We start from the raw sequence: 25,184 nt of genomic DNA on the forward strand, positions 1-25,184 counted from the left end.
GGTGGCGCGGGCGAGGCGTCGTCCGGGAAGGCCGGAACGCAGTGTGAGAACGCTGGGATCTGGTCGGCTTTACTCGTCGACGCGTTGGAGCTCCACAGCTCCTCGGTCGCCGGCGACCGGGAGACCGTCGGCAACCCGGCGCCATCGGCTCAGAGCCGCGATGTCGGGAAGGCCGGTTTCGCGCGGTTCGATGAGCCAGCGGATGACGTATTAGCAGTGGTCGGTGAAGGCATCGCAGCGACCGTCGATCGCATGTTCCAGCCATGGCAGGCCTGCGGCGCACCGCCAGGTGGAGGGGATGGTGTGGGTGGAGCGTGCCAGTGCGTCGGCGGCCTTGGCCTCGACGCAACCTGCACTACGAGCACTGCTGGCTCAGCGGCCGCGAGCCCGGCCCTACCCCTCGACCAGACCCGCCGCGCCCTCTTCGAAGGCGCGGAACCCTGCGAAGCCTGCGGCGCCGAGCGGCTCGACGAACTCCACCTCCCATTGCCGCCCGGAACGGGCGTCTGATCTATGCCCGAGGATGACCATCGGCGAGAATGTGCACGCCCTGCCCGAGCAGGATCTCCAGGCGAAACTCGACGACGTCGCCGAGCTGACCGGCAGTGCCCCTCCGCTCGACGGCACCGAAGTCGCCGTCCCCTCGTTCTCTCGGGGGGGCCAAGCCCAGGTGGCCCGGCCGAGGATGGAGTTCCAGCCGAGGCCGCAGTGGCCTGGTGCCGCCGTCATGGGATGGTCCAAGCTGGCCCGCATGGACTGGTTACCACTGCTCTCCACGCTGGCCGGTGCCGCGATCGGCATCGTCGCCACGCTCATCGCCGACCGTAATCGGTGGAAGCATGAGGATGTCAAAGAAGCTGTTCGGCTGCGGCTCGACATCTACACGCAGTACACCACCACCGTGAAGGTCCTCGGTGAGACCCTGCGGGCCTTGGCGGAGCGAGAGCGCCCTTCCGACGGCGAGCGGGCGCTGGCGCTGCGCGAAGCCTTTCGGAATTCAGGCATAGCCACCGCATCAGAACGGATGTGGCTCATCGCGCCTCAACCCGTCGTCAAGGCATCCAACAGCGTGTTCCACTGCCTGCGACGCATCTGCGACGGCTACGTCGACGGCGCTGCCGTCAGCAGCCCAGAGGATCGTGCCCGCTGGGAGGCACGCGGCAAGGCAGCCGCCAAGATGCGCAAACTCATGCGTGAAGATCTCGGCGTAGGTCCACTCACCGAACGTCACAGCTCCCTCCTCAACGATGACAACAACCCCGCAGGGCAGTGATCGTGACCGGGGCACAACATCATGAGATGGCACAGCCAGGCGGCAGCCCCCAGGCAGTACCTGGCGACGGTCTGGCGGTGCCGAACACGACCGGCAAGCCGCGCGGATAGTGATCGAGATACGCGACGCCATACTCTACCTGCGTGCTTACGTTCCCCAGGAGGTCTTGGAGCAAGTTCGAGCTCGCCTTGAAAACGAGAACTCGCACCCAGCCAAGGAGTATCCCGCGTAACCGCCTGCTGGTTACTCATAGCACGACACGGCAAGGCAGACGGGGCGCCCCTTCTGCGCGGCGATCTGACCGTACCAGTCCTCGGGGGCGTGGACCTGCCTGGCGAGATCGCGTCCTGCGCCAAGTGGCCAAGGCGGATGCTTCACCTCAAATCCGCAAACTTGCCGCCGACCTTGTCCGTCAATCGATACCGAGCCAATAAGGTTGAAAGTCTTGTTCAACCTGGAAATTCACGGCACATGCAGCGACCAATTCAGGGCAGTGCGGGAAACTTTGCCGACTCCCTGCTCAGCGGAGCCGACGTTGGTGCTTCGGTAGCGATCTACCTCGACGGCGAACCCGTCGTGGACCTGTGGGGAGGGTAGGCTGACCAGGCATGTACCCGGCCTTGGCAGCGCGACACCATCACTAACGTGTGGTCTACCACGAAGACGATGACCGCGCTGTGCGCTCTCGTCCTTGCCGACCGCACCGAACTCGACCTGTACGCGCCGGTCGCGAAGTACTGGCCAGAGTTCGGGGCTGCAGGGAAAGACCGTATCGAGGTCCGGCACCTACTCAGTCACACCGCCGGCCTCCCCCGACTGGGACCAGCCAATGATGCTGGACGACCTGTGCGACTGGGAGAAGGCCACCGCTCTGCTGGCCCGCCAGCCCCCCGCTGGGAACCTGGCACGGCTTCCGGCTACCACCGGTTCACCCACGGCTTCCTGATCGGCGAGGTCATCCGCCGCATCTGCCAGCAATCGATCGGCGCGTATTTCGCCGACCAGATCGCCACACGGCTGGATGCCGACTTTCACATCGGCCTCGCAGCTGAACACGATCACCGCGTCTCCGACGTCGTACCCGCACCCGGGCCCGCGCCTTCGGCCAACCCGCACGTAGCCATTCCGGTCGGCGCCTACGTAACCGCGCAGGACACTTGGAGCACCCAGTGGCGCCGCGCTGCGATCCCCACCGCGGACGGCTACGGAAACGCGCGCTCTGTGGCTGCTGTCCAATCAGTACTTGCCGCTGGGGGCAGACGCCGCAGGGGCGCCTTCTTTCCGAAGCAACCTGCCGCGCGGTGTTCGACCAACAGTCCCACGGCACTGATCTCGTGCTGGGCATACCCCTCCGATTCGGCATGGGCTACGCCCTCAACGCCAGCAACGCCCCAGTCACGACAGCCAACCCCCACACCTGCTACTGGGGAGGGCGAGGCAGGTCACTGGTCGTCAACGATCTCGACGCACACGTGACCGTCGCCTACGTAATAAATCAGATGACCAACCTCGGCTTGACCGATCCCCGCGGCCAAAAGCACCTTCACACCGCCTACGCGGCACTGGCACACTGACGCTACCCCTGTGGTCGGCTCATTGCCGTCACGGCGCTGAAGTCGCCGTGGGTGTGAATAGCTCCCAAGCGGATCTCGCACGGTGATCAACCCCATCGTGCGGGGCTGGCTGGCCGACTGTGGACCTGCCGCCGAGAGTTGTCGACCCTGATCCGCCGCCCCGACATGCTGCGCAACGCGTTGGTGTCCGCGCCTGGGCGAAGGAGAACGGACACAGCGTCAACGACCGCGGCCGAGTGCCGGCTGAGATTCGAGAGGCCTATGCCAAGGCCCACTGAAAGACGAAGCGCCGCCCCCTTAATTACTGAGGGGCTTAGCATCGAAGGCGACGCTCCGAAGCTGTTGAGGACGAGGACCAGCAGCGGCGGCGGGGGGCTCCGACCCATCCTGGACCGTCATCCCCCGGAACCAGACGGGCAACTGACCGCCCGCACGACATTAGGGACCTATGCTCTACCAACTGCGGTTCTTCTTCGAAGCCGGCGTTGCACACACCCCTCTGTGGCCTGGCCCCGAAGGCAAGCCGGACGTCGACAGTCCTTACGGCTCGCCTTGCGAGCTGGAACGACTGCCCATCAGCACAGCCACGCGGACCGAGCTGGAAAGGTTGTGCGAGTGGTACCAGTCGTCCATCGACTGGGAGTACCCACCGGACCCGTCGCCGTGGACTACGGAGCAATGGACTTTGTTCAAGGAGCAGGCAGACGCCGCGCTGGACGCTCTGCGCCGCGAACTGGGTGACGACTGGATAGTCGAGGACCGCCGCAACGACTCGTGACACTGAGCCTAGTAGCGGGCCGGCCATCAAGGAAACCATCGGCGCGGATTCCTACCGTCTCGTTTCAGCCGCAGTGAGCAGGGGCCTTCCCCTCCGACGGCACTACCTTGATCTTGCTCATGGAAATCTTCAGGGCATGCCGCTCCTTCGGATCCCACAAGACGGCTTTACCATCGGCGTCACCCAGCATGAGGTACGGGTGTTCGGGCTGAAACTCTCCACCCTCGACGGCGGTTTCAGCCGCTCGGCCGACCGGTGCTACACAGACCCACTCGGGCTTAATGCCGAAGTACGCGGCCGGGGCACGGCCGGCCGCAGCTGCTGCGACAGCTCGTTGACCTGCTTCACCTGCCGGCTCGGCAGCGAGCATCCATGGGCCGGCAACAAAGCTGCAGAGGGCGATGAAGAGAAGCATCAAGTGCCCCACCCAGCGGTCGCGGATCGCAAGGTGGAAGTGCTTGGCGTACCCCCAGAACGCCGGGGCCAGAAGCCACATGCTCATCGCTGCGATGACCTTCAAGGAGGCAACGACCTGATACACCACAGGTATCTCGATGTCTTCCAGGCGCAGGTCGAAAGCATCCAGGTAGAAGGTGTGCACCACGAGCCCGATTCCGGGAAACACACCGAGCACCAGCGGCAACACGACTGGGAGCAACCACGTGATCGCCGTACGCCAGCTCCATTGCCGCACCAACAACCAGATTCCCGCAAGTACGACATAGGATGCGCCGGCCAGGAACAGAACACGTGAACCCATCGGGCGACTGGGGGCCGTGACGGCCAGCGCCACCCCCATTCCTACAACTCCCGTGCCAAAGACGAGGCCGACCAAGGGACCGACCCATCGTGGCTGTACAACAACGCCGCGCCAGGTCAGTGCGACCATGCCCAACACTGCGGACACGGCACTCACACCCATCAGCCACCAGGAGTCGAACCCGCTGGACCACCGGTCCGCGATGCCCGCTCCTGCCACGATGGCGATCAATGCCAATTGGAGCATCCACCACATCTGCCGCCGCAGGGCGTTGCTGCGAGGAGGACCTCCCGGTAGCGGGCTGTGCTCCACCCCCAGCGGACGACGAACATCCACCCCACTGGGTGGGCCGGCTATGCCAGGCAGCTCCCGCCCGGCCAGCTGTAGCGCCCGTCCTCGGTCAGAAGCGATGATCCGCCTCCTGGTATCACGGGTGCCCAAGGTTCTGGCCAGCCATGGACGAGCTTGCTCGCGCCAGCGCCTGTACCACGGCAAGGAGGCCAGTGCCGGAGGAGAGACAGGTGGGAGGTACGCAATCCATTCGGGATGATCGTGCGGATCTCTGTGGACCATGTCCACGACTTCGACCACAAGGTCCAGGCACAGTCCGTCCGCGAGAAGCTGGAGGCGTTCACGTGCTCCAGTGCACGCGCGAACCCGGGACCCAATGAAGCGGACTTCCACGGTGTAGCGGACGAGGCCGGGAACCGCCGTATCGGCGCTACCCTCCCGCGCCGCGACGGGCCAGCCTCGTTGGGCAAGAGCCTCTTCGAGCATCTCGCATTCGAGACGCGTCCCCTCTAGGGCGACTACAGCGACAGCACGCTGATCAAAGGCGCCGGTTAAGGCCATTTTGTGATATTCCTCAATATGCGGATGGACGGACGACCATGACTGCTCAACTTTATGTGCACCCAACGGTCTGCGATGATCTTGACACCCACACTCGGTGCAGAGGTGACGAGATCACAAACAAGAGTCGCCGGCTCAGCCAGGACGGCTCTCCCCCGGTTCGACTGCCGAGGCGACTTGTGGTCGCTCAACCGCGATGGCCGCTTGGTTGATTGGGGGGGTACTTATCCCACTGGCGCGAGGGGTAGTGAGCCAAGGATCTGCGGGCCCGGCCAATCCTCACCCTCCAGGTGGGCTCAGGGCGGCCCCGTATCCTTCCCACCCCCACTACGCCTACAATCCGCCCATGGCCCAGAAGATCATCACCATTGTTACCGACGACCTGACCGGGGAGGAGGCGGAGGACGCCAAGACGCACTCCTTCTCCATCGACGGCGTTGAGTACGAAATCGACCTCAGTTCCGACAGCTACGAGCAGATGCTGCAGGCCTTCGGCCCCTTCGTGAAGGCGGCGCGAAAGCAGAGCAGGGGGCGTAGGTCGGGGAGGCACACGACTGCGGCTCGTCCCACCGAGGACACGGCGGCCATCCGCGCCTGGGCGAAGGAGAACGGATACAGCGTCAACGACCGCGGCCGGGTGCCGGCTGAGATTCGAGAGGCCTACTCCACGGCCCAGTGAACGGCGAAGCATCGCCCCCCTCCGCTGCTGAGGGGGCTTTCGCATATCAGGCACCCGCCGCCCTGGTTGGCTATGTCGCGTCACCGTCGCCCCCGCGCTCTTTGTCGAGGAGGTACTCCCTGATGAGGCGACCGAGTACCTCCCCCTCGTGAGCGCGTTCGTTGAAGACGGCTCGTTGGAAGGCATCGCGCTCCTCCTGCTCCAGGAAGGCCACCATGTGCTTGGCCTTTGGGTGCTGGTAGCCGCAGCACATCAAGCGTGTACAGACGTTTTGGGACGTGCCGAGCTTCGGTGTGCGCCAGGGATAGTGCGGGTACCCTCGCAACTCCGCCTTACAGCGCGCAAGGATCTCGGCCAGCTCAGTCTTGTTCCGATGCCTCTCATCCCCATAGTGCAGGCGGAACCACTCGCGGCGATCCATATCCGCTATCTCCCGCTGCACACGCTCCACGCGCCTGGTGATGCCTGCGTAGACCTGGGGCCGCATGGCCCGCGTGGCAAAGCCTGCCTTCGGGTACCTGTGGTGCAGGTCCATGTCCGCTACCCAGCGCCTTGCGCTGCGGCCTTTCTTCCACCGGTTGCAGTCCTCGCAGGCCGGGACGAAATTCCACCAGACGTCCGCTCCCCCGTCTGCGATGGGCTCCTCGTGGTCGACCGTCGTAGAAGCCGACCGGCCGCAGTAGGTACACACCCCGCGCTGCGCTGTCAGGACCATGAGCCATTGCCAGGTCTTCTGCTTGCCCCGCTCGCCGCGGCGGATTACGTCCCCCACCCGTCCCCCCTCCGATCAGTCGTGAGGATCGTAAGGCGAGGCACTGACACTCGAGGCACGGCGCGTGTCACCGACCTGGCCGAGGCGCTTGCGACGATCTGAGCTGGCAGCGCCAGGGTGGGCGCGATTCCGTCGCCAACGGTGGCAGTCACAGCCCGGCATCGTGGCAAGTCGGCTCTGCGTGGCAAAACGACGGCGCAGGCTGCATAGAAAAGATGCAAGCCGGCATGAGTTGAGGTGGTCCAGCCGTGAGACGCCCGTGGGGGTGGGCCGCGCAATGCGCAGCCCACCCCCACCGCATCCAGCGACGAAGCACTCGCGCATAGCGTTCCCCCGGTTCGGTGCCGCTCACGGCGCGAGCACCTGGGAACTGCGAGAGAGGGTCATCAGATGCGTGTCGTGCGCTACCACAGCTACGGAGCCCCGGAGGTCCTCCAGCTCGAGGAGGCCCCGGTGCCCACCCCCGGCGAGGGGCAGGTCCTGGTCCGTGCCGAGGCGATCGGCGTCATCTTCATCGAGACGCAGCGCCGTCAGGGCACCGGCCCCTTCCCTCCCGCGCTGCCCGCCACGCCCAACGGCGACGCCGTCGGGCGCGTGGAGGCCGTCGGTCCCGGTGTGGACACCGTCTCGGTCGGTGACCGTGTCGTGGCGCCCGTGATGGGTGCGCCTACGCGGATTACGTCGTCACCGACGCCACGTTCCTGACGGCCTGCCCGAGGACATCGACGCGGCCCACGCCAGCGTGCTGGCCTCCCCGGCGCAGACCGCGCTGTGCGTGCTGCGCACGGCCCGCATCCGGCCCGGCGACACCGTGCTGGTGCACGCGGCGGCCGATGCGATCGGCCACCTCATGCCCCAGCTGGTAAAGAACTACGGCGCGGGGAAGGTCATCGGCACCGTCGGCTCCCCCGCCAAGGCGGGCTGCCTCAGGTGCCGGCCATGCGGCTGATCCCCATGAAGTACGTCGTCGGCTGCGGGCTCGACCAGTGGTGGACGCGCACCGTCCCGAGGAGATCCGCTCGGGCCTGCAGGAGCCGGCTCCGAGGTGTCCTCGTACTCAGGCAGACACGCGAGCACGCTCCCAGCCAGGGTCGCAGCAGGCTTGTTGGTTGAGGGGACTCCTGCCAAGATCAGGAAGTGATAAATTCCCTGATATTAGCTTTCCTGGCAGGCTGCGCGACCGTCGCCCTGACTGGCTGCGGTACGGACTCGGCGTCTTCAGAAGAACAGGCGCGCCCGTCCCGCAGCTCCGCTGAGAAGCCACGGAGCGCCGGGCAGACCCCGGCTGGCGCGGTCACAACCCCTTTGCGTGATCTGGCGCAGTCCCCTGAGGCCCTGACTAAGTTCAAGGACTTCGTTGCCGCGCACGGCGATCCAGAGGAGAAGGAAGCGGTCGGGCACCTGACGTCGTGGAAGGGCCACCGACCGAAGGGCAGCGTGGACGAGGAAGCCCGCTTCCCCGCCGTGTACCCCATCATCATGATCCAGTCCGATCTGCCTGCCGCTGACTGGGATGCCGCAGACGACGGAGACAAGGCACAGTCTGACCTGGTCAACGAACAGGAAGGACAGGCAGCAGCTGTCGCCAAGGCGTTCGACAGATGGTGGAACGGGGAGGAGAAGTCCACGGTCCAGATCTTCGACGTACGTGGCCAACTAGCAGGCAGTGGCAGCGCCCACTGAGCCCTCAGCTCTTCGCATAGGTCTTGGGTATCCGTCCACGCCCAGGGAAACGAGCGAATCTATGCGACATCGTTTCGTTCGGTGCGGTGCTCGACAAGCCGCATCTCAACCAGTCAGCTTTTCGTTTAATCTTGATCGGTTACAGAACGCCACATGCATGATCGAAGTGTCGGGGGATTCTGCGTTGGAGCTTGTATCGGACGATGATTCGCTGGGCGGTATGCGTCCGTTCCTGGACGGGGATGAGGCTGTCTTGGGCTACGAGCCCCAGGAGGGTTTCCTGGATCGCTGCTGGGTTCTGCACACGGTGGCGGTGGGAGGGAAGAAGGTCAGGTGGGAGGACGTGCTGGCATGTGTTGGCAAGCGCCTGGAGGATTGGCAGCACACCCCGTCCTTCCGGGTCTTCGGGGGGTTTGACCTGCCCGAAGACCTTGAGACGCCTGAGCTGGGGGAAATCGACCGCGACAGCCTGGCTCATCTGATCGAGGTCCTCGCCCGCCACAGCCCCGACGGACTGCGTACGGAGTGCTACTGGGCCCAGGCGGCGATCGAGGACATCGGCCGCCCGGTTCCGGCCCGCCGGGGCCGCCTGGATGAGGCACTCGCTCACTACGATGCCTGCGCGTGGCCCGACTGGACCGTAGAAACCCAGTTCCCCGCACACTGGTGGCCTCTGGAAGGCTCCTGGTTCGTCCTCACCAATTGGGATCTAAGCGCAACCGAAGTCTTCGGCACTCCAGCCCTGATCGCCGACCTCCTCGCCGACAACAGGCTGGACGCCGTGCGCCACCCGAGCATTGCCGAGGTCCAGGGCAGATTCGCGGAATGGCGCGAGCAGGCAAAGTGAGCCTGCTGCGTATCTCGCCAGCCTCGTGACTTCGGACGGCGAGTCGTACAGGCGCACCCACCTGGACATTCTTGCGGCCAGAACGGTGAGAGGCGCCCCATGAACAAGGGGCGCTCCTCGACCCCGCGCCGCGCCCCAATGATCGCGGCAAGGCGGGCGCCGAGACTGGGCTCACCACCGCGAGCACTGCGTCGGTACCGTTCGGATACGAGCACTGCGGACCGGACGAAGCCACGATGCCTTGCTCCCGAACCCATGAGTCCAGCTGGCACGCTCCCACATCGGCTGGTCGGGAGGTGCGCTGATGCTGGAGGATGCCGAGGAGATCGGCCGCCGTGTACGCCGTGCCCGCCTTCGGCTGGGCATGCCGCAGGCTGACCTTGCCGCTGCGCTCGGCAAGTCGTAGGGGTGGGTGTCGAAGATGGAGCGGGGCTTGATCGAGCTGGACAGGGTCGGGCTGCTCAACCAAGTCGCCTCGGAGCTACACATCCACCCCAACGACCTCATAGGGCGCCCATACACCAGCTCACCAGCCGAGAACCAATGGCAGGTCGCCGTTGCCTCGATCCTCCGGGAGCTGCGCCGGTACGACCTGGCGCCGGTCTTCGACGGGACGCCGCGATCGTCGGCGGAGTTGTGGCAGGACATGAAGCGGCTGCACCGGCTGCGCGACACGGCGGCGAACGTCGCCATCCTGCGGTGCCTGCCTGACCAGTTCCGGGAGGCGCGAGCCCTCGCCGAGGTCTCGTCCGGCCACGAGCGAGAAGAGGCGTTCACCGTCTACGCCGTGTGCTGCAAGTTAGCGCACACCGCCGCTCACGCCCCCGGCACACCGAGTTGATTGCCATGGCGTGCGAGCGGGCAGCGTGGTCGGCGCAGCTCTCTGGCGATGCCTTGATGCCAGCCGTCGCCGACGGGATGCGGGTTTGGGACATGTGGGCCACTGCCGACTGGAGCGATGCCCTGGCCCTGTCGGACAAGGCTTTGCGCAGCGTGCAGCGCGAGTACGACCAGGGCGACCCGCTCGCCCTGCGGCTCTGGGGGACGCTCCAGCTTCGGGCCGCTGTCTCAGCTGCTAGGGCTGGCAACGAGCAGGAGACCGAGGACGCATCAGGCACGCACGGGTGGCCAGCGACGGAGCGGACGCATACATCGGTGCGCCCGTGTACGACCGGCACGGCGCGCTCTGCTGCCGTGGCCGCGCCGTCGGCGCCCGGGGCCCGGTCTCCCGCCGTGCGGAGTGAGCGCCGAGCGCCACGACCACGCACTCGGCCAGTCCCTTCTTGAAGGTCGCCCGGCGCTTGCCTGCTCTCTGCCACCGCGATCCGCCTGGCCCAGACCGCCGACCGACGGCCTTCCTGCTCACCACCGCCCTCCAGGTGGTCTCAGCCGTCCTCACCGCGACCGGTCTGCACGCCACCGCCGCTCCCTGGGCCCGCTGTTCACCGTCGGGTCCACCGCCGACCACCTATGAAACGTCGAACCGGACCCCCGGCGTCCATCGACCCCGCACTCCAGAGCCCAAGGCACCACGCTCAGCTATATGCCGGTTGGACCGTCATTCGTTGACGGCGTCCCGCCTGCCGCACGTGGGTGACGGTCCTTCCCGCGGTGCCGCTGGAAGAGTGCCCCGTGACGTGATTTCGCGCCCTATGGTCGTTGGGATGGCCGGGCTGGGCGGTGCCGTGGCTGCGACCACCGCCCAGCCCGGTGTCTCAGGCTGCCCCGGCGGCGCGCTTGTGGGCGTGACAACCACAACCCCTCGCGGTTGCCGAGCACATGGTTGAGCAGGGTGGTCTTTCCCGCGCCGAGGAAGCCGGACAGAACCGTCACCGGCAGGCGGGCGTACGACGTCACCAGATCAGCCCTCGGGGTGGATGAGGCCGCGCTCGTACGCCTTCACCAGCCGCTGCGGGACCTGGTAGACGGAGCCGTCGACGGTGACCGGCACCAGCTGGGGGGTGGTCGCCTTCCATTGGGCGCGGCGGTGGCGGGTGTTGCTGCGGGACGTCTTCCGCTTGGGGACAGCCATCGTGGGACTCCTCGGTCTGATCGCTGAACGCAGAGACTACATGCAAATGACTCCCATTTCCAATGTGGCGACGGAAGTGCCCCCGGAAGCGCGCGACAGGGGCCCGGCCGTCGCCCCGAAGTCTTCGGGGCGACGGCCGGGCGAACTGCCTACCAGGACGACTTGGTCACTCCCGGCAGGAATCCCGAATGCGCCTGCTGCCGTGCCCGCACCCGGGAGAGCCCGAACTTGCGCAGGTAGCCGCGGGGGCGGCCGTCCACGCTGTCGCGGTTGCGTACCCGAGTGGCGCTGGCGTCGCGCGGCTGCCGGCGCAGTTCCGCGATCGCGACCTCCCGTTCGGCCGCGCTGAAGGACGGGCGGCGGATGATCTCCTTGAGCTCGGCCCGCCGGGCGGCGTAGCGCTCGACGATCTCCTTGCGCTTCTCGTTCTGCGTGATCTTGCTCTTCTTTGCCATCAGACCTTCCCTCCGCGGGCACGGATCCGGGCCACGGCGGCTTCGATGCCGATCGCGTCGACCGTCTTGATCGCCTTGATGCTCAGCTTCAGGCGGACGTAGCGGCCCTCGCTGGGCAGCCAGTAGCGCTTGCTCTGGATGTTCGGGTCGAAACGGCGCGAGGTGCGCCGGTGCGAGTGGGAGATGGTGTTGCCGAATCCCGGCTTGGCGCCGGTCAGTTGACAGTGGGCCGACATGGATGCCGCCTCTCTTGCGGAGCCTTCGCATTGAAAATGAAAACCAGTGTCATATAGTAGCGGCATGGCACGCAACGAGATCCGCCCGGTCATCAAGCTCCGCTCCACGGCGGGCACCGGGTTCACCTACGTCACCCGCAAAAACCGGCGCAACGACCCCGACCGGTTGGTGCTGCGCAAGTACGACCCCGTCGTCGGCCGCCATGTCGACTTCCGCGAAGAGCGCTGACCGAAATCCCACCCCATCTCAAAGCCTCTGAAAGGTTCCTGCCGTGAAGCCCGGCATCCACCCCGCCTACGGGCCCGTCGTCTTCCGCGACTCCGCCTCCGGCACCGCTTTCCTCACCCGCTCCACGATGACCAGCGACAAGACCATCGACTGGGAGGACGGCAACACCTACCCGGTCGTCGACGTGGAAATCTCCTCCGCCAGCCACCCCTTCTACACGGGCACCGCTCGCGTCCTTGACACCGCCGGCCGCGTGGAGCGGTTCGAGCGTCGTTACGGAGTCCGTTGATGACTCACCATCACCAGCTCCCGGTCGTGCTCGTCGCCGGACTTCACGCCGAAGCCCGGGCCGAGGTCGTCGACCGCCTCCTGAACGACATTCCCGGAAGTGCGGCACTGCACCACGACCTGGCCGGGGCGCCCGGCAACACCGTGCTCCGCCTGATCCGCGACGCCTCCGGAACCCTTTCCCGCGGTGAAGCACCGCTGGTCAACGACTGCGCGTGCTGCGCACTGCGCGAGGACCTCATCCCGGAACTGGAACGGATGGCAGATGGCGGGCTGACCCGGCTCGCCGTGGTCGAGCTGTGGGACTCGGTCGAGCCGAAGGCCATGGCGGAAGTCGTTGCCGCGCACGGCGGAGAGCGGCTGATCCTGTCAAACGTGATCACCGCCGTAGACCCCGCGCTCGTCCTGCCCTACCTCGCCAACGGCGACGACCTCGCGGAAGCCGGACTCGCGGCGGCCCCCACCGACCAGCGGACCGTCGGCGACACCTGGGCACGTCAGCTGGAGTACGCACCCGTCCTCGCCATCGTCGACAGCCACGAGGCCGACGACGAAGACCACGCCCTCCTCGCACAGCTGCACCCCACCGCCCAGCGGGTACCGGCCGCATCCGTCGAACTCGCCCGCGCGGCATTCGCCGGCTTCGACGTCGAGGCCGCCGCAGCCGCCCAACACCCGGCCTGCGCGCTCCTTCCCCAAGAAGCTGACGAAGCCGGTGTCAGCACATTCGTGTGGCGCCGACGACGACCCTTCCATCCCCAACGCCTCTACCAGGCGCTTGAGGACCTGTGCTGCGCCGCAGCCCGCAGCCGCGGCCGGTTCTGGCTCGCCGACCGCCCCGACACGCTGCTCGCCTGGGACGCGGCCGGGGGAGCACTGTCCGTCGAGAACGCCGGCCCATGGCTGACGTCGCTGCCGGACGCGGCCTGGGACATGGTCCCACCCATGCGCCAGGCGGCGGCCGCGCTCGACTGGCACCCCGACCACGGTGACTGCTGCCAGCACCTCGTCTTCACCTCGCCCGGCCTCGACCGGCACGGGCTGGAACGACTCCTCGACTCCTGCCTGCTGACAGACGCGGAGTACGGATCGGGGCGCGAAGCCTGGAAGCACCTGCCCGCCGCCTTCGACTCCCTCCTCGACCCCGCCTAACCCTCGGGCTCGGATCACACCAAGGCGGTACGACGTCCGCCGGACGGCTACACACCGATTTTCACCCGCTCAGGGTGGCCCCGCCAGGGGCTCGGATTACTAACCCCGTACGACCTGTTCACCGCCCGCGCGGCCGTGAACGAAACGCCCACGCAAGGAGACGCCGCCATGGCCCGACGCCACGACCCCCGCAAGCCTGCTAAATCCCGGCCCAACCCGCTCGACGCGGCCGGGTTCACCTACATCGACTACAAAGACACCGACCTGCTGCGGAAGTTCATCTCCGACCGGGGCAAAATCCGCAGCCGGCGCGTCACCCGAGTGACAGCCCAGCAGCAGCGGGCCCTCACCACTGCCATCAAGAACGCGCGCGAAATGGCCCTCCTGCCCTACGCCGGCCGCTGACCCGACGGACGGGCACTCCCAGCCGCCAGAAGATCGGGGACAGCTTCCCGAGGACTGCCCTTTCCTGGGCATGGCGGTTCATCCGGGGTCGGTGAGGTCAGCGAGGTCCTTCATCGTGTCTCCGTGCTCGGTCGGCCGGTGGCGTCCGCCGGAGTTCGGGCGCGGGGCACGGCGGCGGCCGGACCCAGGTCCAGGCGCTCGCTCATGTCGAGGCGGAAGGTGCCATACGGGTTGACGTTGGACCAGAACAGCGCGGTCATGCCGCGCCGGTCCTCGTCGCTGAGCCTCGATGCCCAGGCCGGTTCGGCCAGGCCCTGCTGGACCAGCAGGGTGTTGACGTGGACGAGCGCGGACTGGAGCAGGTGCAGGACGAGCATCGAGGTTCATCGATCGGGCACTCGACGACCCGCCCGGTCATCCGGTGGATCTCGACCTTGTGCCGCAGTTCCAAGAAAAGGTTACGTGGTCAGCGCCTGTGCTCGGGCCAGCCGGGTACTGCTCGGCGAGCCCCGCAGTACCTTTCCGAAGTACCCGTCGGCGTCGGCCAGCTCCATATCCCACAGCGGCCGGCCGAACCAGGACCGCGTCTGGTCCAGGTGCCCGACGTCCCCTCGGATGGTGCTGTCCGTCTGCCCCGCCAAACCTCGCGAGAACGAACCCGGCGAGCACGTCAGTCTCGAACTGCTCCAGTCCCTCCGCCAGACCGGGTCGCGGAAACTCACGTAGGTCGCGTACGGCTACCAGCGCCAACCCGAGCCTCCTCGCCTTCATCCCGATCACAGATCGATCGGACGAAGTGAGAGCGCTTCGAGAATCCTGAAGTTACATCACCGGCTCGAAGAACACCCAAAGGAGACAGAACACCCTGGTCGCGGGAACAAGGGCTCAGCAGGGCACAGGGGAAGTCACAGGATGTCGCACAGGTGGGTGGTGGAGTGGACGATCGCCTGGCTGCACGGCTTTCGCCGACTGCGGATCCGAGCGGATGCCTGGTCAACTCGTCTTCCTGGAGGGACTTTTGTCTTGGAGGATGGCTTGCCAGCGTACTGTCGTTTGGCGGGCTGGCGGCGAGGGTTCAGTCCACCGGGTGAACGGATGCCGTAGTAGTGACCGATACTGACCTGCGAGGCGCTTCTCAATCGATCCCTCTGGCCTTCGTGCGTTAGAAGACGGGCGGTCTGCCGGCGAGGGTCAGCTGTGCGATGGTGCGCCAGCTCATCGGCGTCCGAGTGCCGCAGTTCGTACGCAGTCCCTCCCGAAAGCCGGCCAGAGAGGTGAGCAGGACCTTGAGGCCGCGAAAGCGCCATAGGGTCAGCAGGATCCAGACGGCGAGGTTGGCGGGGATCAGGATGCGAGGGAGGTTCCGGCGGGCCAGCCAGGCCCTGTTGCGGGCGTTCATCCGGTAGGACGTCGCGTGCCGGGCCGGGCTCGTGGCCGGGTGGTGCACGGTCACGTCCGGCATGTAGTCGTATCTGGGACGCCTGGTCGGCCTCGACCCTCACCGACCCGGCTTCCCTCGCGCCCGCCCATGAGGTCCTGACGGCAATTTCCGAGGCGTCCGCCACGGTCACACCGTGGCTGCACGCCTGGCAGGCACTGCCCGTGCCCCACCCCATCGCCGACCGGCACCTGACGGAACTGGTCGACACCTGGGAGTACGACCTGCTGGCCGACGCACTTCCCTGGAGTGCCTGGGAAAACAGGGACACGATGCGCGACGAGCTGGCGGCCTGGCTGGTGCACCACGCTCCCGCCCGCCTCCGGGCCGACGGGGCCTCACCGGACCTGCAGGAGCGCATACGGCTGCTCGGCCTCCCCGAAACGGCACGCTGACAGGACCCGTTCTGGGCCCGCAAGCCAGGGGTACCGGGCGTCTACTGGCCACCGGAAGAAACCAGCGGCCAGTAAATCGCTGGCAGCGACCACTGAGACGGCCGGGGCGCCCCGGTTCTCCTTGACCTTCGGGGAGAACCGGCGCCCGCGTGTGCGCTGAGTAGTACCCGAAACCTACGACGGCAGAAGGCTCACTCCGTCGGGTCCTCGCCGTAGATGACGTTCAGCTCGTCGGCGCGCGCCTCGGCGAGCTGGAGTGACTGGAGCCGGTCGACGATGATCTGGCGAGGGGCTGGTCGTGGCCAATGGGCGAGAGGTCGTTGCCGCGCGGGTCACGTCCCCGATACGTGCCGCATCGAGCTGGGTTTGCTGCATCCGCAGTCGGCGAAGCCGCATGCGGTCTGGGTCGCAACAGACAAAAATAATCGGTGCTCAGCTCCCGGAGACAGAGCCTCGTCCTCGCCAGTGGGCGAAGGCGTGGCGGGCGGCCAGAGCATGGGGATGGTCGGGACCGAGCACCCGCAGCAAGTCCTCCAGCAGCTCCCTCAGGGCTACCACCGCACCGGAGGCAGGTCGGGGGGACCGCCGTCCTCGGGGCCTACCTGGTGGAGGGGGAAAGTGCTTATCTCGTGTGACATCAGATGATTATGGGCCATACCGTCCTGCAAACGGACATCCATTCCCGATGACGGAGCGGGCGTACCGATTCGCCGGGGCGAAGTCCCGTGAACCACCCGCCCGGCCGCAGGATGGCGCGGCATGATGCCCACGAACCGCACGCAGCACCGGAGGGGACCCATGGGCGCTCTCAAAGACTCGGAGTACCAAGCCTTGGCCGCCCTGTCCGACGGGAAGGGACAGCATCAGCACGGCTGGGCCACCGACGACTGCGGCATCGACCTGAAGATCATCGACCGCCTCCACAAGATGGGCCTGTGCGAGATGGCCGACGCCAACACCCTCCGCCAGCTGCACCCCGATCCCCCACACTGGGCAGCCCGGCTCACCCCCGAAGGCCACGACACCCTCACCTACCTCCCCACCCGCAGATCCACCACCCGCCCGCCACACCCCTCGACCAGCGAGCGCCCTCAAGGAACCCGCGAGGTACGTCTACGCCCTGCGGCCATGGACACGGTGCGGCTCTGCCTCCGCCTCGCCGCAGACCTGCACCGGCTGCCCGACGCCTGGTCTGGCCGAGGCGGTCCGGACGGCGCACCGGGCCGCCCAAGGCAGCGGCTGGCGCCTGCACGTCACCACACCGCAGCTGGAGTCAATCGCGTACGCCCTCTGGCTGGAGGCCCGCGCGCACTCGGTTGACTCCGCTAACCGTCTCGCCAGGGAAAGCGGCGTCCGACACGATCCCTGAACATCCAGCGACACGGGCGGAGTTGCCCTACAACGATGTGACGCAATCGTGAGGGGCTGGGCCGATGATCGCAGCAGTGGACCAAGGAGGCCGACCGCGCTGCCGCACAGAACGCCCACGTCGAGCACACCACCTGGCCCCCGACCACCGGAGCGACATACGCCGAAACACCGAGCCAGATCCTCAACACCGCCGCCCGAATCGACCAGCACCTCTCGAACACCATCGCCGAAACCCTGTGCCGTCCGCTCGCGCAGCAGATCATCCAGGGCCGCGAGGCTCTCACCCCTACCCTGCGACTCCGGGAATGCCTCGACGGGTGGTGGGCATCCAAACGAACACAGTCCCCCAAGCCGAGCTTCACGACGTGGTGGCCAACATCGCGATCTCCGACACCGTGAAGATCCGCAAACCCTGCGAGGACCTTCCGCCATGCAATCACCCGACCTCCGACCGAGGCCGGACGTGGTCATGGTCGGGACCAGCCTCGAACACGACGTCGCTTCCACGCTCCAGCCCCCGCCCCAGCACGCCGTCGACAACGCGCCTGAGGTCGCCGGCCTTCTGTACTCCGTTCTCGAGTAGAGAGGAATCGCCATGGCGAATCCATGGATTCCGCCGGAGCAGTACGTGAAGAAGCTGCCGATGCACGTAAGCTTCGGATGCATGTTCTTCACCGACGCTGCCGGGCGGGTGTTGCAGCTGCGGTCGAGCAGACCCGAGCACGGGCAGGTGTGGCAGTGGCCGGGCGGTAACACCGACGAGGTGAACGAGTCGCCGTTCGACACCGCGGTTAGGGAGTGCCGGGAGGAGACGGGGATCATCTTCACCGGCCGCCCGAAGGTCCTCGCGGTGTTCTGGCAGCCGGTGGGCAAGTGGCCCGTGGCCAAGCTCGGATTCACCTTCGACGGTGGCCAGCTCACAGCCGACGCCCTCGACCGCATCCAGCTCGATCCCGACGAGCACGACGAGTTCGCAGTGAAGCCGCTCGACGAGTGGGCCAAGATCATGGAAACCCGGGACTGGGAACGGCTCGCGGCTGTCCACCACGCACAGCGAACCGGTACGACGGCGTACTTAGAGGCGAGAATCGATGCCCTCTGAGACACTTCGCGTGGGAGCCGGCGTGTTCATCCAACACGACGACGGGCGCATCCTGCTCGTCCACCATGCCAAGACCGGGTACTGGGTGATCCCCGGCGGCAAAGCCGAGCCCGGTGAGACACCTCGGCAGTGCGCAGTGCGCGAAGCCCGCGAGGAGACCGGACTCGACGGCCGACCGGGACGGCTGCTGGCCGTCCAGCACCTCACCGCAGACCGCTACTGGGGCAGCAAGTACATCGCCGACCCGTACGAACTGTTCGTCTTCGCCCTCCACGTGCACCTCGACCAGTACGCCGACATCCGAGTACCGGACGGGGAGCTGCTGGGCTGGGACTGGTACTCCCCCGACGAACGCGGCACTGGTCACGGCCGCGATCGAGGCCACAGCCAATGGGACCTGCGCCTACCTCGAGGACCTTCACGCGCTGGAGTAGCCGCAGAACAAGTGCCCCTGTTCGAAACGATGCGCGCCGTCCGCCCGTACGCGAGGGATGGCGCGCACCCACCTACCAGCCATCCCAAAGAAGGATGACTGGGGCATTACAGGGACCAGGCCATGAGGGCCGTCCTCTTGGGCGCCGGGGAGTGGAGATCAGCTTCTCGTCCGTCCGATGCCGGGTGGCCGGGCCCCGTTCCGGCCCCCCGGCCGGGGGCTCAGCTGCTGCGCGTCACCGCGTCAGCTATGCGCAGCGTCATCCGCGTCTGCGTCTGGTCGCGGTGAGTGGGGTTGAACGAGTACACCACTCGACGCTGCTGGTCACGGGTGGAGAACATGCCCGAGTTGTAGCCATAGCGCTCGCCGGTTTTGCCCCACAGAGTCATGCCGTTCACGCTGGCCGTCTGGAGGCCCATGCTGTAGCGGGCTGGGCTGCCGTCCACCATGCGGACGTCGCCGGAGGGCAGCGTGAACATCTTGTCCAAGGTGTCCCGCGGCAGCAGATCACCCGAGAAGAGCGCGGTCATGAACCGTTCCAGGTCCCGGCTGGTAGAGATCATCTCGCCTTCGCCCCACGCCTCCGACTGGTTGAACACGGTGGCGTCGCTCAGCGTCCCGTCAGCCAGCGCCAGGTAGCCGTGAACGTGGGGGCCGTGGATGCGGGGGTCGTTGCCGGGGAGCGAGGTGTCGTGAAGGCCTAGAGGACGCAGGATGCGCTTGTCGATCTCGGCACCGTAGGACTGGCTCGTCACCTTCTCGATGAGCAGGGCCGCCAGGACGTAGTTGATACCGCGGTACTCCTGCCTGGTGCCTGGCGCGAACTTCATGGGGCCGTGGCTGACCGCGGCCACCATCTGCTGCGGCGTCCACTGGTCGTAGCGGTGCTGGAGCACCTTCTCGGGCGTGCTCGTGTCCGGCAGGCCCGGGCCACTCTCATCGGGTAGTCCGCTGGTGTGGTTGAGAAGCTGCCCCACGGCGATCGGAGGGTACTCAGCCGGCAGGACACCCGGCAGATAGCGCTGCACCGGCGCGTCCAGATCCACTCTGCCTTGGGCCGACAGCTGCAACACGACCGTGGCGACGAAGACCTTGGTGATGCTGCCGACGCGGAACTTGTCGTCGGCGGTCACCTTGCGACCCGTGCGCAAGTCGGCCACGCCGGCCGTGCCGTACCAGCGGCCCGAGGAGCCGCTGACGCGGATCTGCGCCGCGGTGGCCTGCGGGTCGTCGAGCTTGGCGACGGCAGCCCGCAGGGCTTGGATGTCGAGTTTGGGAGCCGCCTGCTGACCTGCGTGAGCGGGTGTGGGCGCGGGTGCCGCCGCGGCGGCACCCGCGGGGAGAGCGCCCGTCAGGAAGAGTGCCCCAGCAAGGGCTCCGCCGAGCAGGACCCGACGGGGCGAGGCGAGCACACGGCGCACCGGGGCGGGAGCCAAGGCCGCGGAAGGCTCTGGTAGGGCGGGAGCAGAGAAGGTGGAGGGGACGGAGAAGAATGTCATGCAGATCATGCTTCTAGGCCAGTCGCCCTCGGCCATCAGGGAGGAACCCTGTGCTGCCCCGAACCCGACCCTGACACCCGGTCGGGGACAAGGTGGTGCCCGATGGAGAGAGGGACGTGATTGATCAAGTAGGCCCTGATTGCCCCTCATCACCCCATAGCTCTCCCACATGTTGGGGAACAGCCGTCGGCCTACTTGTTGGGTCACCCTTGCGGCTACACCCTCGGCACGGGGAGCAGCACGCCGGCTAGACCACCCTCGGCGCAAGCCGGGGGCACCTCCGAGGCTCGGCGCCGGCAGGGACCGAGGCGCTTGTCGTGGGACGAGGCAGCGGAATGAGCAGCGAGAATCACCGCCTGCGACGGCCGTCACGCACAGCTACACACCGGTTGGACGGCAGTGAGCGACAGGACGGGAGTCCCCGATTCGCGCGGATCGAGGACTCCCACCTTTACGGGACCGGCCGGAGGGGATCTGGGCGGGACCCTGATGCCGCCCGGGTACCCCGTTCACGCGGCCGGGGAGAGCTCGGCACGGCCGAACAGCAGCGCGTAACCGGTGGGGAGCTGGTGGAGGATGCGGGTGATGAGGTCGGGGCCGGCGTAGGCGGCGACGGCCGCGAAGACGGAGCCGGTGTCCCACCGGCTCGTGGCCAGGGAGGCGCCGGAACGGGCAGCGAGGTCCTTGACGAAGGCCCATCCGGTCAGCGGCTGGGTGTCGGGGATCTGCACGGTCAGGACACGTGCGGCCTCCAGGGGTAGGCAGGCGGCCAGGTCGACACGTTCGTCGCCGGTCAGCTGGCGTCCCAGCCCCGAAAGGACCAGGCGAACGGCTTCCTCGGCTCTCTCACGGGTGGCGTAGGCGCCTTCGTAGCGGACCTTCTCCAGCATCTGCTCGTACGCCGTCCCGTACGGCTGGTGCTCAAGCGGTGCGCGCACGTCGGTGATCACTGCGGTGCATGCCTTTCGTGGAGCCAGGGTGGGATGGTGCAGGTGGGTGGAATCGAGGTACGGGTCAGGTGGGCTGGGGGCGGCCGAAGAGGAGGTCGTAGCCAGCGGGGAGCTGGAGCAGGATCTGCCCCAGCAGATCGTCGCCGGCTGTGTCGGCGACCGCGGACAGCACGGCGCTGACGTCCCATGTCGCGGTCTGCTCGGTGGCGCCCTCGATCCAGGCTGCGGTCGCCCGTATGAACCGCTCCGGCGACAGCGGTTCGGCGCTCTGGAGCGGGTTGAGGAGGATCAGGGCGAAACCCTCCGGCAGGCGGGCTGCGAGCTGGGAGCGGACTTCGCCGACGAGGTGCGCGCCGAGCAGGGCGAGCACTACGCGGGCCGCGCGCTCGGCTTCCTTCACGGTGCCGTACTCGCCACGTTCCTTCACGTGGTCGAGGAACGCTTCACGTCGCAGAGTCATCTCGACCGCCACCCCTTCTTGTCTTTCGGACTGCCCACGGGTGCGGAGGGCGGGGTGGGGGGAGATCAGGTGCCCGTCCTCCGCACCCGTCCGGCCGGTATCAGCCAGAGATCTCCTTGTGGCCGGATCCGGCGCCGATGGAGATCTTGCGGGGCTTGGCGCGCTCGGCGATCGGAATGCGCAGGGTGAGCACGCCCGCGTCGTAGTCGGCCTGGATGTGCTCGGTGTCGAGGGTGTCGGCGAGCACGATCTGGCGCGAGAAGACGCCCAGCGGCCGCTCGGACAGCTCCATCTGCACGTCGTCGGCTTTCGTCACGGGCCGGCGCTCGGCCTTGACGGTCAGCATGTTCCGCTCGACGTCGATGTCGATCGCGTCCGCGGTGACGCCGGGCAGGTCGAAGGCCACCACGTACTGGTCACCCTCGCGGTAGGCGTCCATCGGCATCGCCGACGGCCTCGACCAGGTACCCGGGCCCATGAGCTGCTGCGCCAGCCGGTCCAGCTCACGGAAGGGGTCAGTGCGCATCAACATGGGGAAAAACACCTCCAGCAGGTCAGGCAGTTGCTGCCAATGCGCCTCACTGACTCCGTTGTAACATGTCATCCAATGGATGACAAACATGATGTCGTCTTCCTGATGACAACTCGAGGGAGGTCTCCGTGGCCCCGGCCGACCAGCCGTCCTCGCCCAACACCGACGCCCACAGCCCGGTGTCGTTCCTTGCCGCCGCGGCGGCCCTCGACGCCATAGACGACGCCCTACGCGAAGCCCGGCACAAGACCCCAAACGCCCCCGCCCCCGGCCCGGAACAGGCCCTGGCCTCCTTGTTGCTGCTGCGGCAAGTACGCGAGCAGCTCGCCGGATGGGAGACCGGCCTGATCGAAACGGCCCGCGACGCAGGCGCCAGCTGGGCCGACCTCGCCCACCCCCTCGGCGTCGCCAGCCGCCAGGCCGCCGAACGCCGCTACCTGCGTGGCCGTCCCGGCCCGGTCGGGACCACCGGCGAGCAGCGTGTCCAGGCCACCCGTCAGGCCCGGGCCGCCGACCGCAGCACCGCCGCCTGGGCCCGCCGCAACGCAGCCGACCTGCGCCGCCTCGCCGGCCAGATCACCGCGCTCACCGACCTTCCCCCCGCCGCCCGCCGCCCGCTCGACGAGCTACACGCGGCCCTGGCCCACGACGACCCCGCCGACCTCATCGCCCCTCTGGCCGCCGCCCGCCCGCACCTGACCGCCGCCCACCCCGGCCTCACCGCCCGGCTCGACACCCTCACAACTCCCTGACCCCACCCGGCGCACCGCAACAGCGGTCCCGTCAACGCCCGCCCCGGGCGGCTGCTGACGGGACCGAATCCGACCGATCGCGGCAAGAACGGTTCGAAAATTCACCTCGCCGTCGACCGCAGCGGACTCCCGCTCGCGGTCGGCATCTCCGGCGCCAACACCCACGACAGCCTCGTGCTACAGCCACTGGTGCGATCCATCCCACCCATCCGCAGCCGCCGCGGCCCGCGCCGACGGCGACCGGACAAGCTGCACGGCGACAAGGGCTACGCCTGCGACCACCAGCGTCGATGGCTACGAGCGTGTGGCATCACACCTCGCATAGCCCGCCGCGGGAAAGAGTCTTCGCAGCGACAGGGCGGACACCGCTGGTTCGTCAAGCGCACCATGTCCTTGTTCTCCGGTTGCCGCCGACTGCACCGACGCTACGAGCGCGAACCCGAGCACTTCCTCGCCTTCACCGTCATAGACACCAGCCTGATCAACTACCGCCGACTCGCCTTAGGAGATGCGGCCGAGGAGGGCTTCCGCCTGGTAGGGCGTGTCGGCGCCGCACAGGAAGGCCGCGGCGAGAGCGTCCTTGCGGGTCTCCTCATCCAGCTCCGTCAGGGGGTGCTGCCGAGCGGCGCCCCAGTACTTGGACTCGTGGTCGAGCAGTCGCTGTTCACGCGCACGGTCTTGCGGCCGGCTACGGCGACCGGCTGGGTGCCGGCCACGGGCTCGGTCGCCGTCCCCGACCGGGTCGAGGCGGCGCTGACGGCCTCGTCCAGGAGGTCGGCCAGCGCGGTCATGTGAAGGATGAGTGCGATATCGAGCCCGTGGCCGTCCAGCCGGCCGGGCCTGCGCCGCACAGCATCCTCAAACCCGCCCAGCACGTACCCGAACGTCGGCAACCGAAGTGTCGTAAGTCGCCCTCCCGCTGCTCAGCATCGGGCAGCAGGCCGCTCCGGCTATAGCCACTCTGGGGTGACCCACTTGGCCTCTCGGTCGCGTCTTGGAGGATGCCATGAGCCATTCCGACACGAACCCGTCAGCCACGATTGCTTGCCCCCCGGGCGCCGGCGTACCGGATCCCGCGAGCGAAAACCCAGTCCGGCGCCTGCGTGGTCTGGCCGCGGATGCCCTTACAGAGTTACAGCGAGGCGACGCGAAGGCGGCAACAATCTGCGCCACAGCCGGAGGTGGCCTGGGAGCGTTGATCGCAGTGATGTCCGCAACAGCAGGGCCGCGAGCCATCGAAGTGGCGCAGCGGCATCTGACCGCTCATGGGCAGGCAGGCCTGCTGGGGTATCTCGACGACCACACGGTGCGGGACGGCATCGCGCAGTATCACCCTGTCAGCTGTCAGCGCAGGGCGACCGCCGCGCCCGTTCGTTCGGTGGCGATCCTGACCGCGAAGCCCGCCAGTGCGGTACCCATCACATAGCGCTGCACGCGCTGCCAGAGCGGGTGCCGGCCGAAGAACCCGGCGACGGAGCCGGCCGTCACGATGAAGAACGCGTTGCCCGCGACCCCCACCGCGATCTGGGTCAGCCCCAGCAGCAGACCTTGCAGGGCGACGTGGCCGCGCGCCGGGTCGACGAACTGCGGCAGCAGCGAGATGTAGAGGATGGCCACCTTAGGGTTGAGCAGGCAGGTGAGGAGGCCCATCAGGAAGAGCTTGCGGGACCCGTCCGGCGACAACTCGTGGGTAGTGAAAGGGGATCGGCCGCCCGGCCGGACTGCCTTCCAGGCCAGCCAGAGCAGGTAGCCCGCCCCGGCCAGCTTGATCGCGAGGTAGATCTCCGGCACGAGCGCGAAGACGGTGGCGATACCGGCGGAGACGGCGAGGAGGTAGACCAGGAAGCCGAGGGCGACCCCGGCCAGTGAGACCGTCCCCGCCCGGCGGCCCTGGGCGATCGAGCGGGAGACCAGGTAGATCATGTTCGGCCCCGGCGTCAGCACCATGCCGAGTTCCACCAGCGCGATCCCCGCTATTGCTCCCAGCCCGATCACAGCACTACCCCCGTACATGCGTTCGCCTGGTTGCAACCTAGCAGCTCACGGCCATGTGCCAGGCTGCGAGGAGGAGGCGCCCATGTCTGCTCCATCGCCGCTCGTCGAGGAGGTCGCGGGGGAGGAACCGCCGTGGCTCGTGTCGGACGATCCGCGGGACTGGTTCGAGCCGTTGCTGCCGGTCGCGGCGGCAACGGCTACGCAAGCTCGGCCGTCCACCACTCGACGACCAGGACGCCTGA

31 protein-coding genes and 6 pseudogenes are annotated in these 25,184 nt (G+C 67.4%); 22 read left to right on the forward strand and 15 right to left on the reverse strand.

Annotation, left to right across the window (positions count from 1 at the left end; genetic code table 11):
- Nucleotides 1-393 precede the first annotated feature (393 nt).
- Nucleotides 394-531, reverse strand: a complete 138-nt coding sequence (locus CYQ11_RS29305; RefSeq protein WP_181143522.1) for a hypothetical protein — start codon at nt 529-531, stop codon at nt 394-396.
- Between CYQ11_RS29305 and CYQ11_RS00140 the strand changes: the two genes are divergently transcribed.
- From CYQ11_RS00140 to CYQ11_RS00155, 6 genes and pseudogenes are all read left to right on the forward strand, one after another.
- Nucleotides 524-1,273 (forward strand): hypothetical protein, encoded by a 750-nt coding sequence (locus tag CYQ11_RS00140; protein ID WP_240003269.1) that lies wholly within the window; start codon nt 524-526, stop codon nt 1,271-1,273. The genes CYQ11_RS29305 and CYQ11_RS00140 overlap by 8 nt on opposite strands.
- 61 nt (nt 1,274-1,334) lie before the next feature.
- A pseudogene (locus CYQ11_RS30810) lies at nt 1,335-1,505 on the forward strand (DUF6545 domain-containing protein); the annotation flags it as partial.
- Between the two features lie 413 nt (nt 1,506-1,918).
- Nucleotides 1,919-2,437, forward strand: a pseudogene (locus CYQ11_RS30815) (serine hydrolase domain-containing protein); the annotation flags it as partial.
- A 137-nt stretch (nt 2,438-2,574) separates the two neighbouring features.
- The gene (locus CYQ11_RS30555; RefSeq protein WP_275666340.1) at nt 2,575-2,847 is read left to right on the forward strand and encodes a serine hydrolase family protein; all 273 of its coding nucleotides are present in this window, start codon (nt 2,575-2,577) and stop codon (nt 2,845-2,847) included.
- A gap of 185 nt (nt 2,848-3,032) precedes the next feature.
- A pseudogene (locus CYQ11_RS30820) lies at nt 3,033-3,125 on the forward strand (Lsr2 family DNA-binding protein); the annotation flags it as partial.
- 170 nt (nt 3,126-3,295) lie between these two features.
- Nucleotides 3,296-3,625, forward strand: coding sequence for an immunity protein CdiI family protein (locus CYQ11_RS00155; RefSeq protein WP_099198426.1), 330 nt, complete (start codon nt 3,296-3,298; stop codon nt 3,623-3,625).
- A 64-nt stretch (nt 3,626-3,689) separates the two neighbouring features.
- Here the strand turns inward: CYQ11_RS00155 and CYQ11_RS00160 are convergent, their stop codons facing one another.
- On the reverse strand, nt 3,690-4,622 hold the full coding sequence (locus CYQ11_RS00160; protein ID WP_146104618.1) for a hypothetical protein: 933 nt from the start codon (nt 4,620-4,622) through the stop codon (nt 3,690-3,692).
- A gap of 961 nt (nt 4,623-5,583) precedes the next feature.
- Between CYQ11_RS00160 and CYQ11_RS00170 the strand changes: the two genes are divergently transcribed.
- The gene (locus CYQ11_RS00170) at nt 5,584-5,916 is read left to right on the forward strand and encodes a histone-like nucleoid-structuring protein Lsr2 (protein WP_099198429.1); all 333 of its coding nucleotides are present in this window, start codon (nt 5,584-5,586) and stop codon (nt 5,914-5,916) included.
- A 70-nt stretch (nt 5,917-5,986) separates the two neighbouring features.
- On the opposite strand, the gene CYQ11_RS00175 is transcribed toward CYQ11_RS00170, so the two are convergent.
- Nucleotides 5,987-6,688 carry an HNH endonuclease gene (locus CYQ11_RS00175; RefSeq protein ID WP_240003270.1) on the reverse strand — a complete coding sequence of 234 codons (702 nt, stop codon included), beginning with the start codon at nt 6,686-6,688 and terminating at the stop codon, nt 5,987-5,989.
- 390 nt (nt 6,689-7,078) lie between these two features.
- Here CYQ11_RS00175 and CYQ11_RS30035 point away from each other — a divergent pair, with 390 nt between their 5' ends.
- The 5 genes and pseudogenes from CYQ11_RS30035 to CYQ11_RS00195 form a co-directional block, all read left to right on the forward strand.
- The gene (locus tag CYQ11_RS30035) at nt 7,079-7,393 is read left to right on the forward strand and encodes an alcohol dehydrogenase catalytic domain-containing protein (RefSeq protein WP_240003271.1); all 315 of its coding nucleotides are present in this window, start codon (nt 7,079-7,081) and stop codon (nt 7,391-7,393) included.
- Nucleotides 7,394-7,430: 37 nt separating this feature from the next.
- Nucleotides 7,431-7,637 (forward strand): hypothetical protein, encoded by a 207-nt coding sequence (locus CYQ11_RS30040; RefSeq protein ID WP_240003272.1) that lies wholly within the window; start codon nt 7,431-7,433, stop codon nt 7,635-7,637.
- A 356-nt stretch (nt 7,638-7,993) separates the two neighbouring features.
- A complete protein-coding gene (locus CYQ11_RS00185; RefSeq protein ID WP_099198430.1) occupies nt 7,994-8,371 on the forward strand; it encodes a hypothetical protein in 378 nt (125 codons plus the stop codon).
- A gap of 157 nt (nt 8,372-8,528) precedes the next feature.
- Nucleotides 8,529-9,218: a hypothetical protein gene (locus CYQ11_RS00190; RefSeq protein ID WP_099198431.1), complete on the forward strand. Its 690-nt coding sequence runs from the start codon at nt 8,529-8,531 to the stop codon at nt 9,216-9,218.
- Nucleotides 9,219-9,522: 304 nt separating this feature from the next.
- Nucleotides 9,523-10,396: pseudogene (locus CYQ11_RS00195) on the forward strand (helix-turn-helix domain-containing protein); the annotation flags it as partial.
- A gap of 577 nt (nt 10,397-10,973) precedes the next feature.
- Here CYQ11_RS00195 and CYQ11_RS30565 read toward each other — a convergent pair.
- The 4 genes and pseudogenes from CYQ11_RS30565 to rpmB all read right to left on the reverse strand — a co-directional run.
- Nucleotides 10,974-11,075: pseudogene (locus tag CYQ11_RS30565) on the reverse strand (GTP-binding protein); the annotation flags it as partial.
- 4 nt (nt 11,076-11,079) lie between these two features.
- Nucleotides 11,080-11,250 (reverse strand): 50S ribosomal protein L32, encoded by a 171-nt coding sequence (rpmF, locus tag CYQ11_RS00205; RefSeq protein WP_099198432.1) that lies wholly within the window; start codon nt 11,248-11,250, stop codon nt 11,080-11,082.
- A gap of 149 nt (nt 11,251-11,399) precedes the next feature.
- Nucleotides 11,400-11,705, reverse strand: coding sequence for a 30S ribosomal protein S14 (gene rpsN, locus CYQ11_RS00210; protein WP_099198433.1), 306 nt, complete (start codon nt 11,703-11,705; stop codon nt 11,400-11,402).
- Nucleotides 11,705-11,941 (reverse strand): 50S ribosomal protein L28, encoded by a 237-nt coding sequence (gene rpmB / locus CYQ11_RS00215; protein WP_099198434.1) that lies wholly within the window; start codon nt 11,939-11,941, stop codon nt 11,705-11,707. The genes rpsN and rpmB overlap by 1 nt, the downstream gene beginning before the upstream one ends.
- A 64-nt stretch (nt 11,942-12,005) precedes the next feature.
- On the opposite strand from rpmB, the gene rpmG reads away from it, so the two are divergent.
- The 4 genes from rpmG to rpsR all read left to right on the forward strand — a co-directional run bounded on the left by rpmG (nt 12,006) and on the right by rpsR (nt 14,015).
- Complete coding sequence (gene rpmG, locus CYQ11_RS00220) at nt 12,006-12,170, forward strand: 50S ribosomal protein L33 (RefSeq protein WP_099198435.1); 165 nt, start codon at nt 12,006-12,008, stop codon at nt 12,168-12,170.
- 43 nt (nt 12,171-12,213) lie between these two features.
- Nucleotides 12,214-12,459 carry a type B 50S ribosomal protein L31 gene (locus tag CYQ11_RS00225; RefSeq protein ID WP_099198436.1) on the forward strand — a complete coding sequence of 82 codons (246 nt, stop codon included), beginning with the start codon at nt 12,214-12,216 and terminating at the stop codon, nt 12,457-12,459.
- On the forward strand, nt 12,459-13,610 hold the full coding sequence (locus tag CYQ11_RS00230; protein WP_099198437.1) for a CobW family GTP-binding protein: 1,152 nt from the start codon (nt 12,459-12,461) through the stop codon (nt 13,608-13,610). Before CYQ11_RS00225 ends, CYQ11_RS00230 begins: the two co-directional genes overlap by 1 nt.
- Nucleotides 13,611-13,778: 168 nt before the next feature.
- A complete protein-coding gene (gene rpsR / locus CYQ11_RS00235; RefSeq protein WP_099198438.1) occupies nt 13,779-14,015 on the forward strand; it encodes a 30S ribosomal protein S18 in 237 nt (78 codons plus the stop codon).
- Between the two features lie 110 nt (nt 14,016-14,125).
- Here the strand turns inward: rpsR and CYQ11_RS00240 are convergent, their stop codons facing one another.
- Both CYQ11_RS00240 and CYQ11_RS00250 read right to left on the reverse strand, forming a co-directional pair.
- Complete coding sequence (locus CYQ11_RS00240; RefSeq protein WP_240003273.1) at nt 14,126-14,392, reverse strand: Tn3 family transposase; 267 nt, start codon at nt 14,390-14,392, stop codon at nt 14,126-14,128.
- 785 nt (nt 14,393-15,177) lie between these two features.
- On the reverse strand, nt 15,178-15,477 hold the full coding sequence (locus CYQ11_RS00250) for a glycosyltransferase family 2 protein (RefSeq protein WP_099198439.1): 300 nt from the start codon (nt 15,475-15,477) through the stop codon (nt 15,178-15,180).
- A 140-nt stretch (nt 15,478-15,617) separates the two neighbouring features.
- Here CYQ11_RS00250 and CYQ11_RS00255 point away from each other — a divergent pair, with 140 nt between their 5' ends.
- The 4 genes from CYQ11_RS00255 to CYQ11_RS00265 all read left to right on the forward strand — a co-directional run bounded on the left by CYQ11_RS00255 (nt 15,618) and on the right by CYQ11_RS00265 (nt 18,853).
- A complete protein-coding gene (locus CYQ11_RS00255; RefSeq protein ID WP_099198440.1) occupies nt 15,618-15,848 on the forward strand; it encodes a hypothetical protein in 231 nt (76 codons plus the stop codon).
- A 1,120-nt stretch (nt 15,849-16,968) separates the two neighbouring features.
- Nucleotides 16,969-17,217, forward strand: coding sequence for a DUF6417 family protein (locus CYQ11_RS30825; protein WP_481135916.1), 249 nt, complete (start codon nt 16,969-16,971; stop codon nt 17,215-17,217).
- Between the two features lie 597 nt (nt 17,218-17,814).
- Nucleotides 17,815-18,321 (forward strand): NUDIX domain-containing protein, encoded by a 507-nt coding sequence (locus tag CYQ11_RS00260; protein WP_099198441.1) that lies wholly within the window; start codon nt 17,815-17,817, stop codon nt 18,319-18,321.
- Complete coding sequence (locus tag CYQ11_RS00265; RefSeq protein ID WP_099198442.1) at nt 18,311-18,853, forward strand: NUDIX domain-containing protein; 543 nt, start codon at nt 18,311-18,313, stop codon at nt 18,851-18,853. Before CYQ11_RS00260 ends, CYQ11_RS00265 begins: the two co-directional genes overlap by 11 nt.
- A 122-nt stretch (nt 18,854-18,975) precedes the next feature.
- Here the strand turns inward: CYQ11_RS00265 and CYQ11_RS00270 are convergent, their stop codons facing one another.
- The 4 genes from CYQ11_RS00270 to CYQ11_RS00285 form a co-directional block, all read right to left on the reverse strand.
- Complete coding sequence (locus CYQ11_RS00270; RefSeq protein ID WP_240003274.1) at nt 18,976-20,289, reverse strand: serine hydrolase domain-containing protein; 1,314 nt, start codon at nt 20,287-20,289, stop codon at nt 18,976-18,978.
- A gap of 473 nt (nt 20,290-20,762) precedes the next feature.
- Entirely contained in the window at nt 20,763-21,203 is a 441-nt protein-coding gene (locus CYQ11_RS00275) for a DUF2267 domain-containing protein (protein WP_099198443.1), read from the reverse strand.
- Between the two features lie 64 nt (nt 21,204-21,267).
- A complete protein-coding gene (locus CYQ11_RS00280; protein ID WP_099198500.1) occupies nt 21,268-21,663 on the reverse strand; it encodes a DUF2267 domain-containing protein in 396 nt (131 codons plus the stop codon).
- Nucleotides 21,664-21,763: 100 nt separating this feature from the next.
- The gene (locus tag CYQ11_RS00285) at nt 21,764-22,195 is read right to left on the reverse strand and encodes an Hsp20/alpha crystallin family protein (RefSeq protein ID WP_099198444.1); all 432 of its coding nucleotides are present in this window, start codon (nt 22,193-22,195) and stop codon (nt 21,764-21,766) included.
- A 128-nt stretch (nt 22,196-22,323) separates the two neighbouring features.
- On the opposite strand from CYQ11_RS00285, the gene CYQ11_RS00290 reads away from it, so the two are divergent.
- Nucleotides 22,324-22,947, forward strand: coding sequence for a type III effector protein (locus CYQ11_RS00290; protein WP_099198445.1), 624 nt, complete (start codon nt 22,324-22,326; stop codon nt 22,945-22,947).
- A gap of 18 nt (nt 22,948-22,965) precedes the next feature.
- A pseudogene (locus CYQ11_RS00295) lies at nt 22,966-23,445 on the forward strand (transposase); the annotation flags it as partial.
- Between the two features lie 107 nt (nt 23,446-23,552).
- On the opposite strand, the gene CYQ11_RS29095 reads toward CYQ11_RS00295, so the two are convergent.
- Together CYQ11_RS29095 and CYQ11_RS00300 are read right to left on the reverse strand one after the other, a co-directional pair.
- A complete protein-coding gene (locus CYQ11_RS29095; protein ID WP_146104619.1) occupies nt 23,553-23,840 on the reverse strand; it encodes a hypothetical protein in 288 nt (95 codons plus the stop codon).
- A gap of 451 nt (nt 23,841-24,291) precedes the next feature.
- Nucleotides 24,292-24,942 carry a LysE family translocator gene (locus CYQ11_RS00300; RefSeq protein ID WP_099198446.1) on the reverse strand — a complete coding sequence of 217 codons (651 nt, stop codon included), beginning with the start codon at nt 24,940-24,942 and terminating at the stop codon, nt 24,292-24,294.
- Nucleotides 24,943-25,184: the final 242 nt, after the last annotated feature.

This window comes from Streptomyces cinnamoneus, from assembly GCF_002939475.1.
Lineage (GTDB): Bacteria > Actinomycetota > Actinomycetes > Streptomycetales > Streptomycetaceae > Streptomyces > Streptomyces cinnamoneus_A.

Bases quoted from the DNA above. Each gene is read 5' to 3' on its own strand.
- CYQ11_RS00280 (WP_099198500.1), bottom strand. From the start codon at position 21,663: ATGACTCTGCGACGTGAAGCGTTCCTCGACCACGTGAAGGAACGTGGC.
- rpsN (WP_099198433.1), bottom strand. From the start codon at position 11,705: ATGGCAAAGAAGAGCAAGATCACGCAGAACGAGAAGCGCAAGGAGATC.
- CYQ11_RS00230 (WP_099198437.1), top strand. From the start codon at position 12,459: ATGACTCACCATCACCAGCTCCCGGTCGTGCTCGTCGCCGGACTTCAC.
- CYQ11_RS00270 (WP_240003274.1), bottom strand. From the start codon at position 20,289: ATGGCCGAGGGCGACTGGCCTAGAAGCATGATCTGCATGACATTCTTC.
- CYQ11_RS00285 (WP_099198444.1), bottom strand. From the start codon at position 22,195: ATGTTGATGCGCACTGACCCCTTCCGTGAGCTGGACCGGCTGGCGCAG.
- rpmF (WP_099198432.1), bottom strand. From the start codon at position 11,250: ATGGCTGTCCCCAAGCGGAAGACGTCCCGCAGCAACACCCGCCACCGC.
- rpsR (WP_099198438.1), top strand. From the start codon at position 13,779: ATGGCCCGACGCCACGACCCCCGCAAGCCTGCTAAATCCCGGCCCAAC.
- CYQ11_RS00265 (WP_099198442.1), top strand. From the start codon at position 18,311: ATGCCCTCTGAGACACTTCGCGTGGGAGCCGGCGTGTTCATCCAACAC.
- CYQ11_RS00240 (WP_240003273.1), bottom strand. From the start codon at position 14,392: ATGCTCGTCCTGCACCTGCTCCAGTCCGCGCTCGTCCACGTCAACACC.
- CYQ11_RS00140 (WP_240003269.1), top strand. From the start codon at position 524: ATGACCATCGGCGAGAATGTGCACGCCCTGCCCGAGCAGGATCTCCAG.
- CYQ11_RS00155 (WP_099198426.1), top strand. From the start codon at position 3,296: ATGCTCTACCAACTGCGGTTCTTCTTCGAAGCCGGCGTTGCACACACC.
- CYQ11_RS30035 (WP_240003271.1), top strand. From the start codon at position 7,079: ATGCGTGTCGTGCGCTACCACAGCTACGGAGCCCCGGAGGTCCTCCAG.
- rpmG (WP_099198435.1), top strand. From the start codon at position 12,006: ATGGCACGCAACGAGATCCGCCCGGTCATCAAGCTCCGCTCCACGGCG.
- CYQ11_RS00190 (WP_099198431.1), top strand. From the start codon at position 8,529: ATGATCGAAGTGTCGGGGGATTCTGCGTTGGAGCTTGTATCGGACGAT.
- rpmB (WP_099198434.1), bottom strand. From the start codon at position 11,941: ATGTCGGCCCACTGTCAACTGACCGGCGCCAAGCCGGGATTCGGCAAC.
- CYQ11_RS00250 (WP_099198439.1), bottom strand. From the start codon at position 15,477: ATGCCGGACGTGACCGTGCACCACCCGGCCACGAGCCCGGCCCGGCAC.
- CYQ11_RS29305 (WP_181143522.1), bottom strand. From the start codon at position 531: ATGGTCATCCTCGGGCATAGATCAGACGCCCGTTCCGGGCGGCAATGG.
- CYQ11_RS00170 (WP_099198429.1), top strand. From the start codon at position 5,584: ATGGCCCAGAAGATCATCACCATTGTTACCGACGACCTGACCGGGGAG.
- CYQ11_RS00260 (WP_099198441.1), top strand. From the start codon at position 17,815: ATGGCGAATCCATGGATTCCGCCGGAGCAGTACGTGAAGAAGCTGCCG.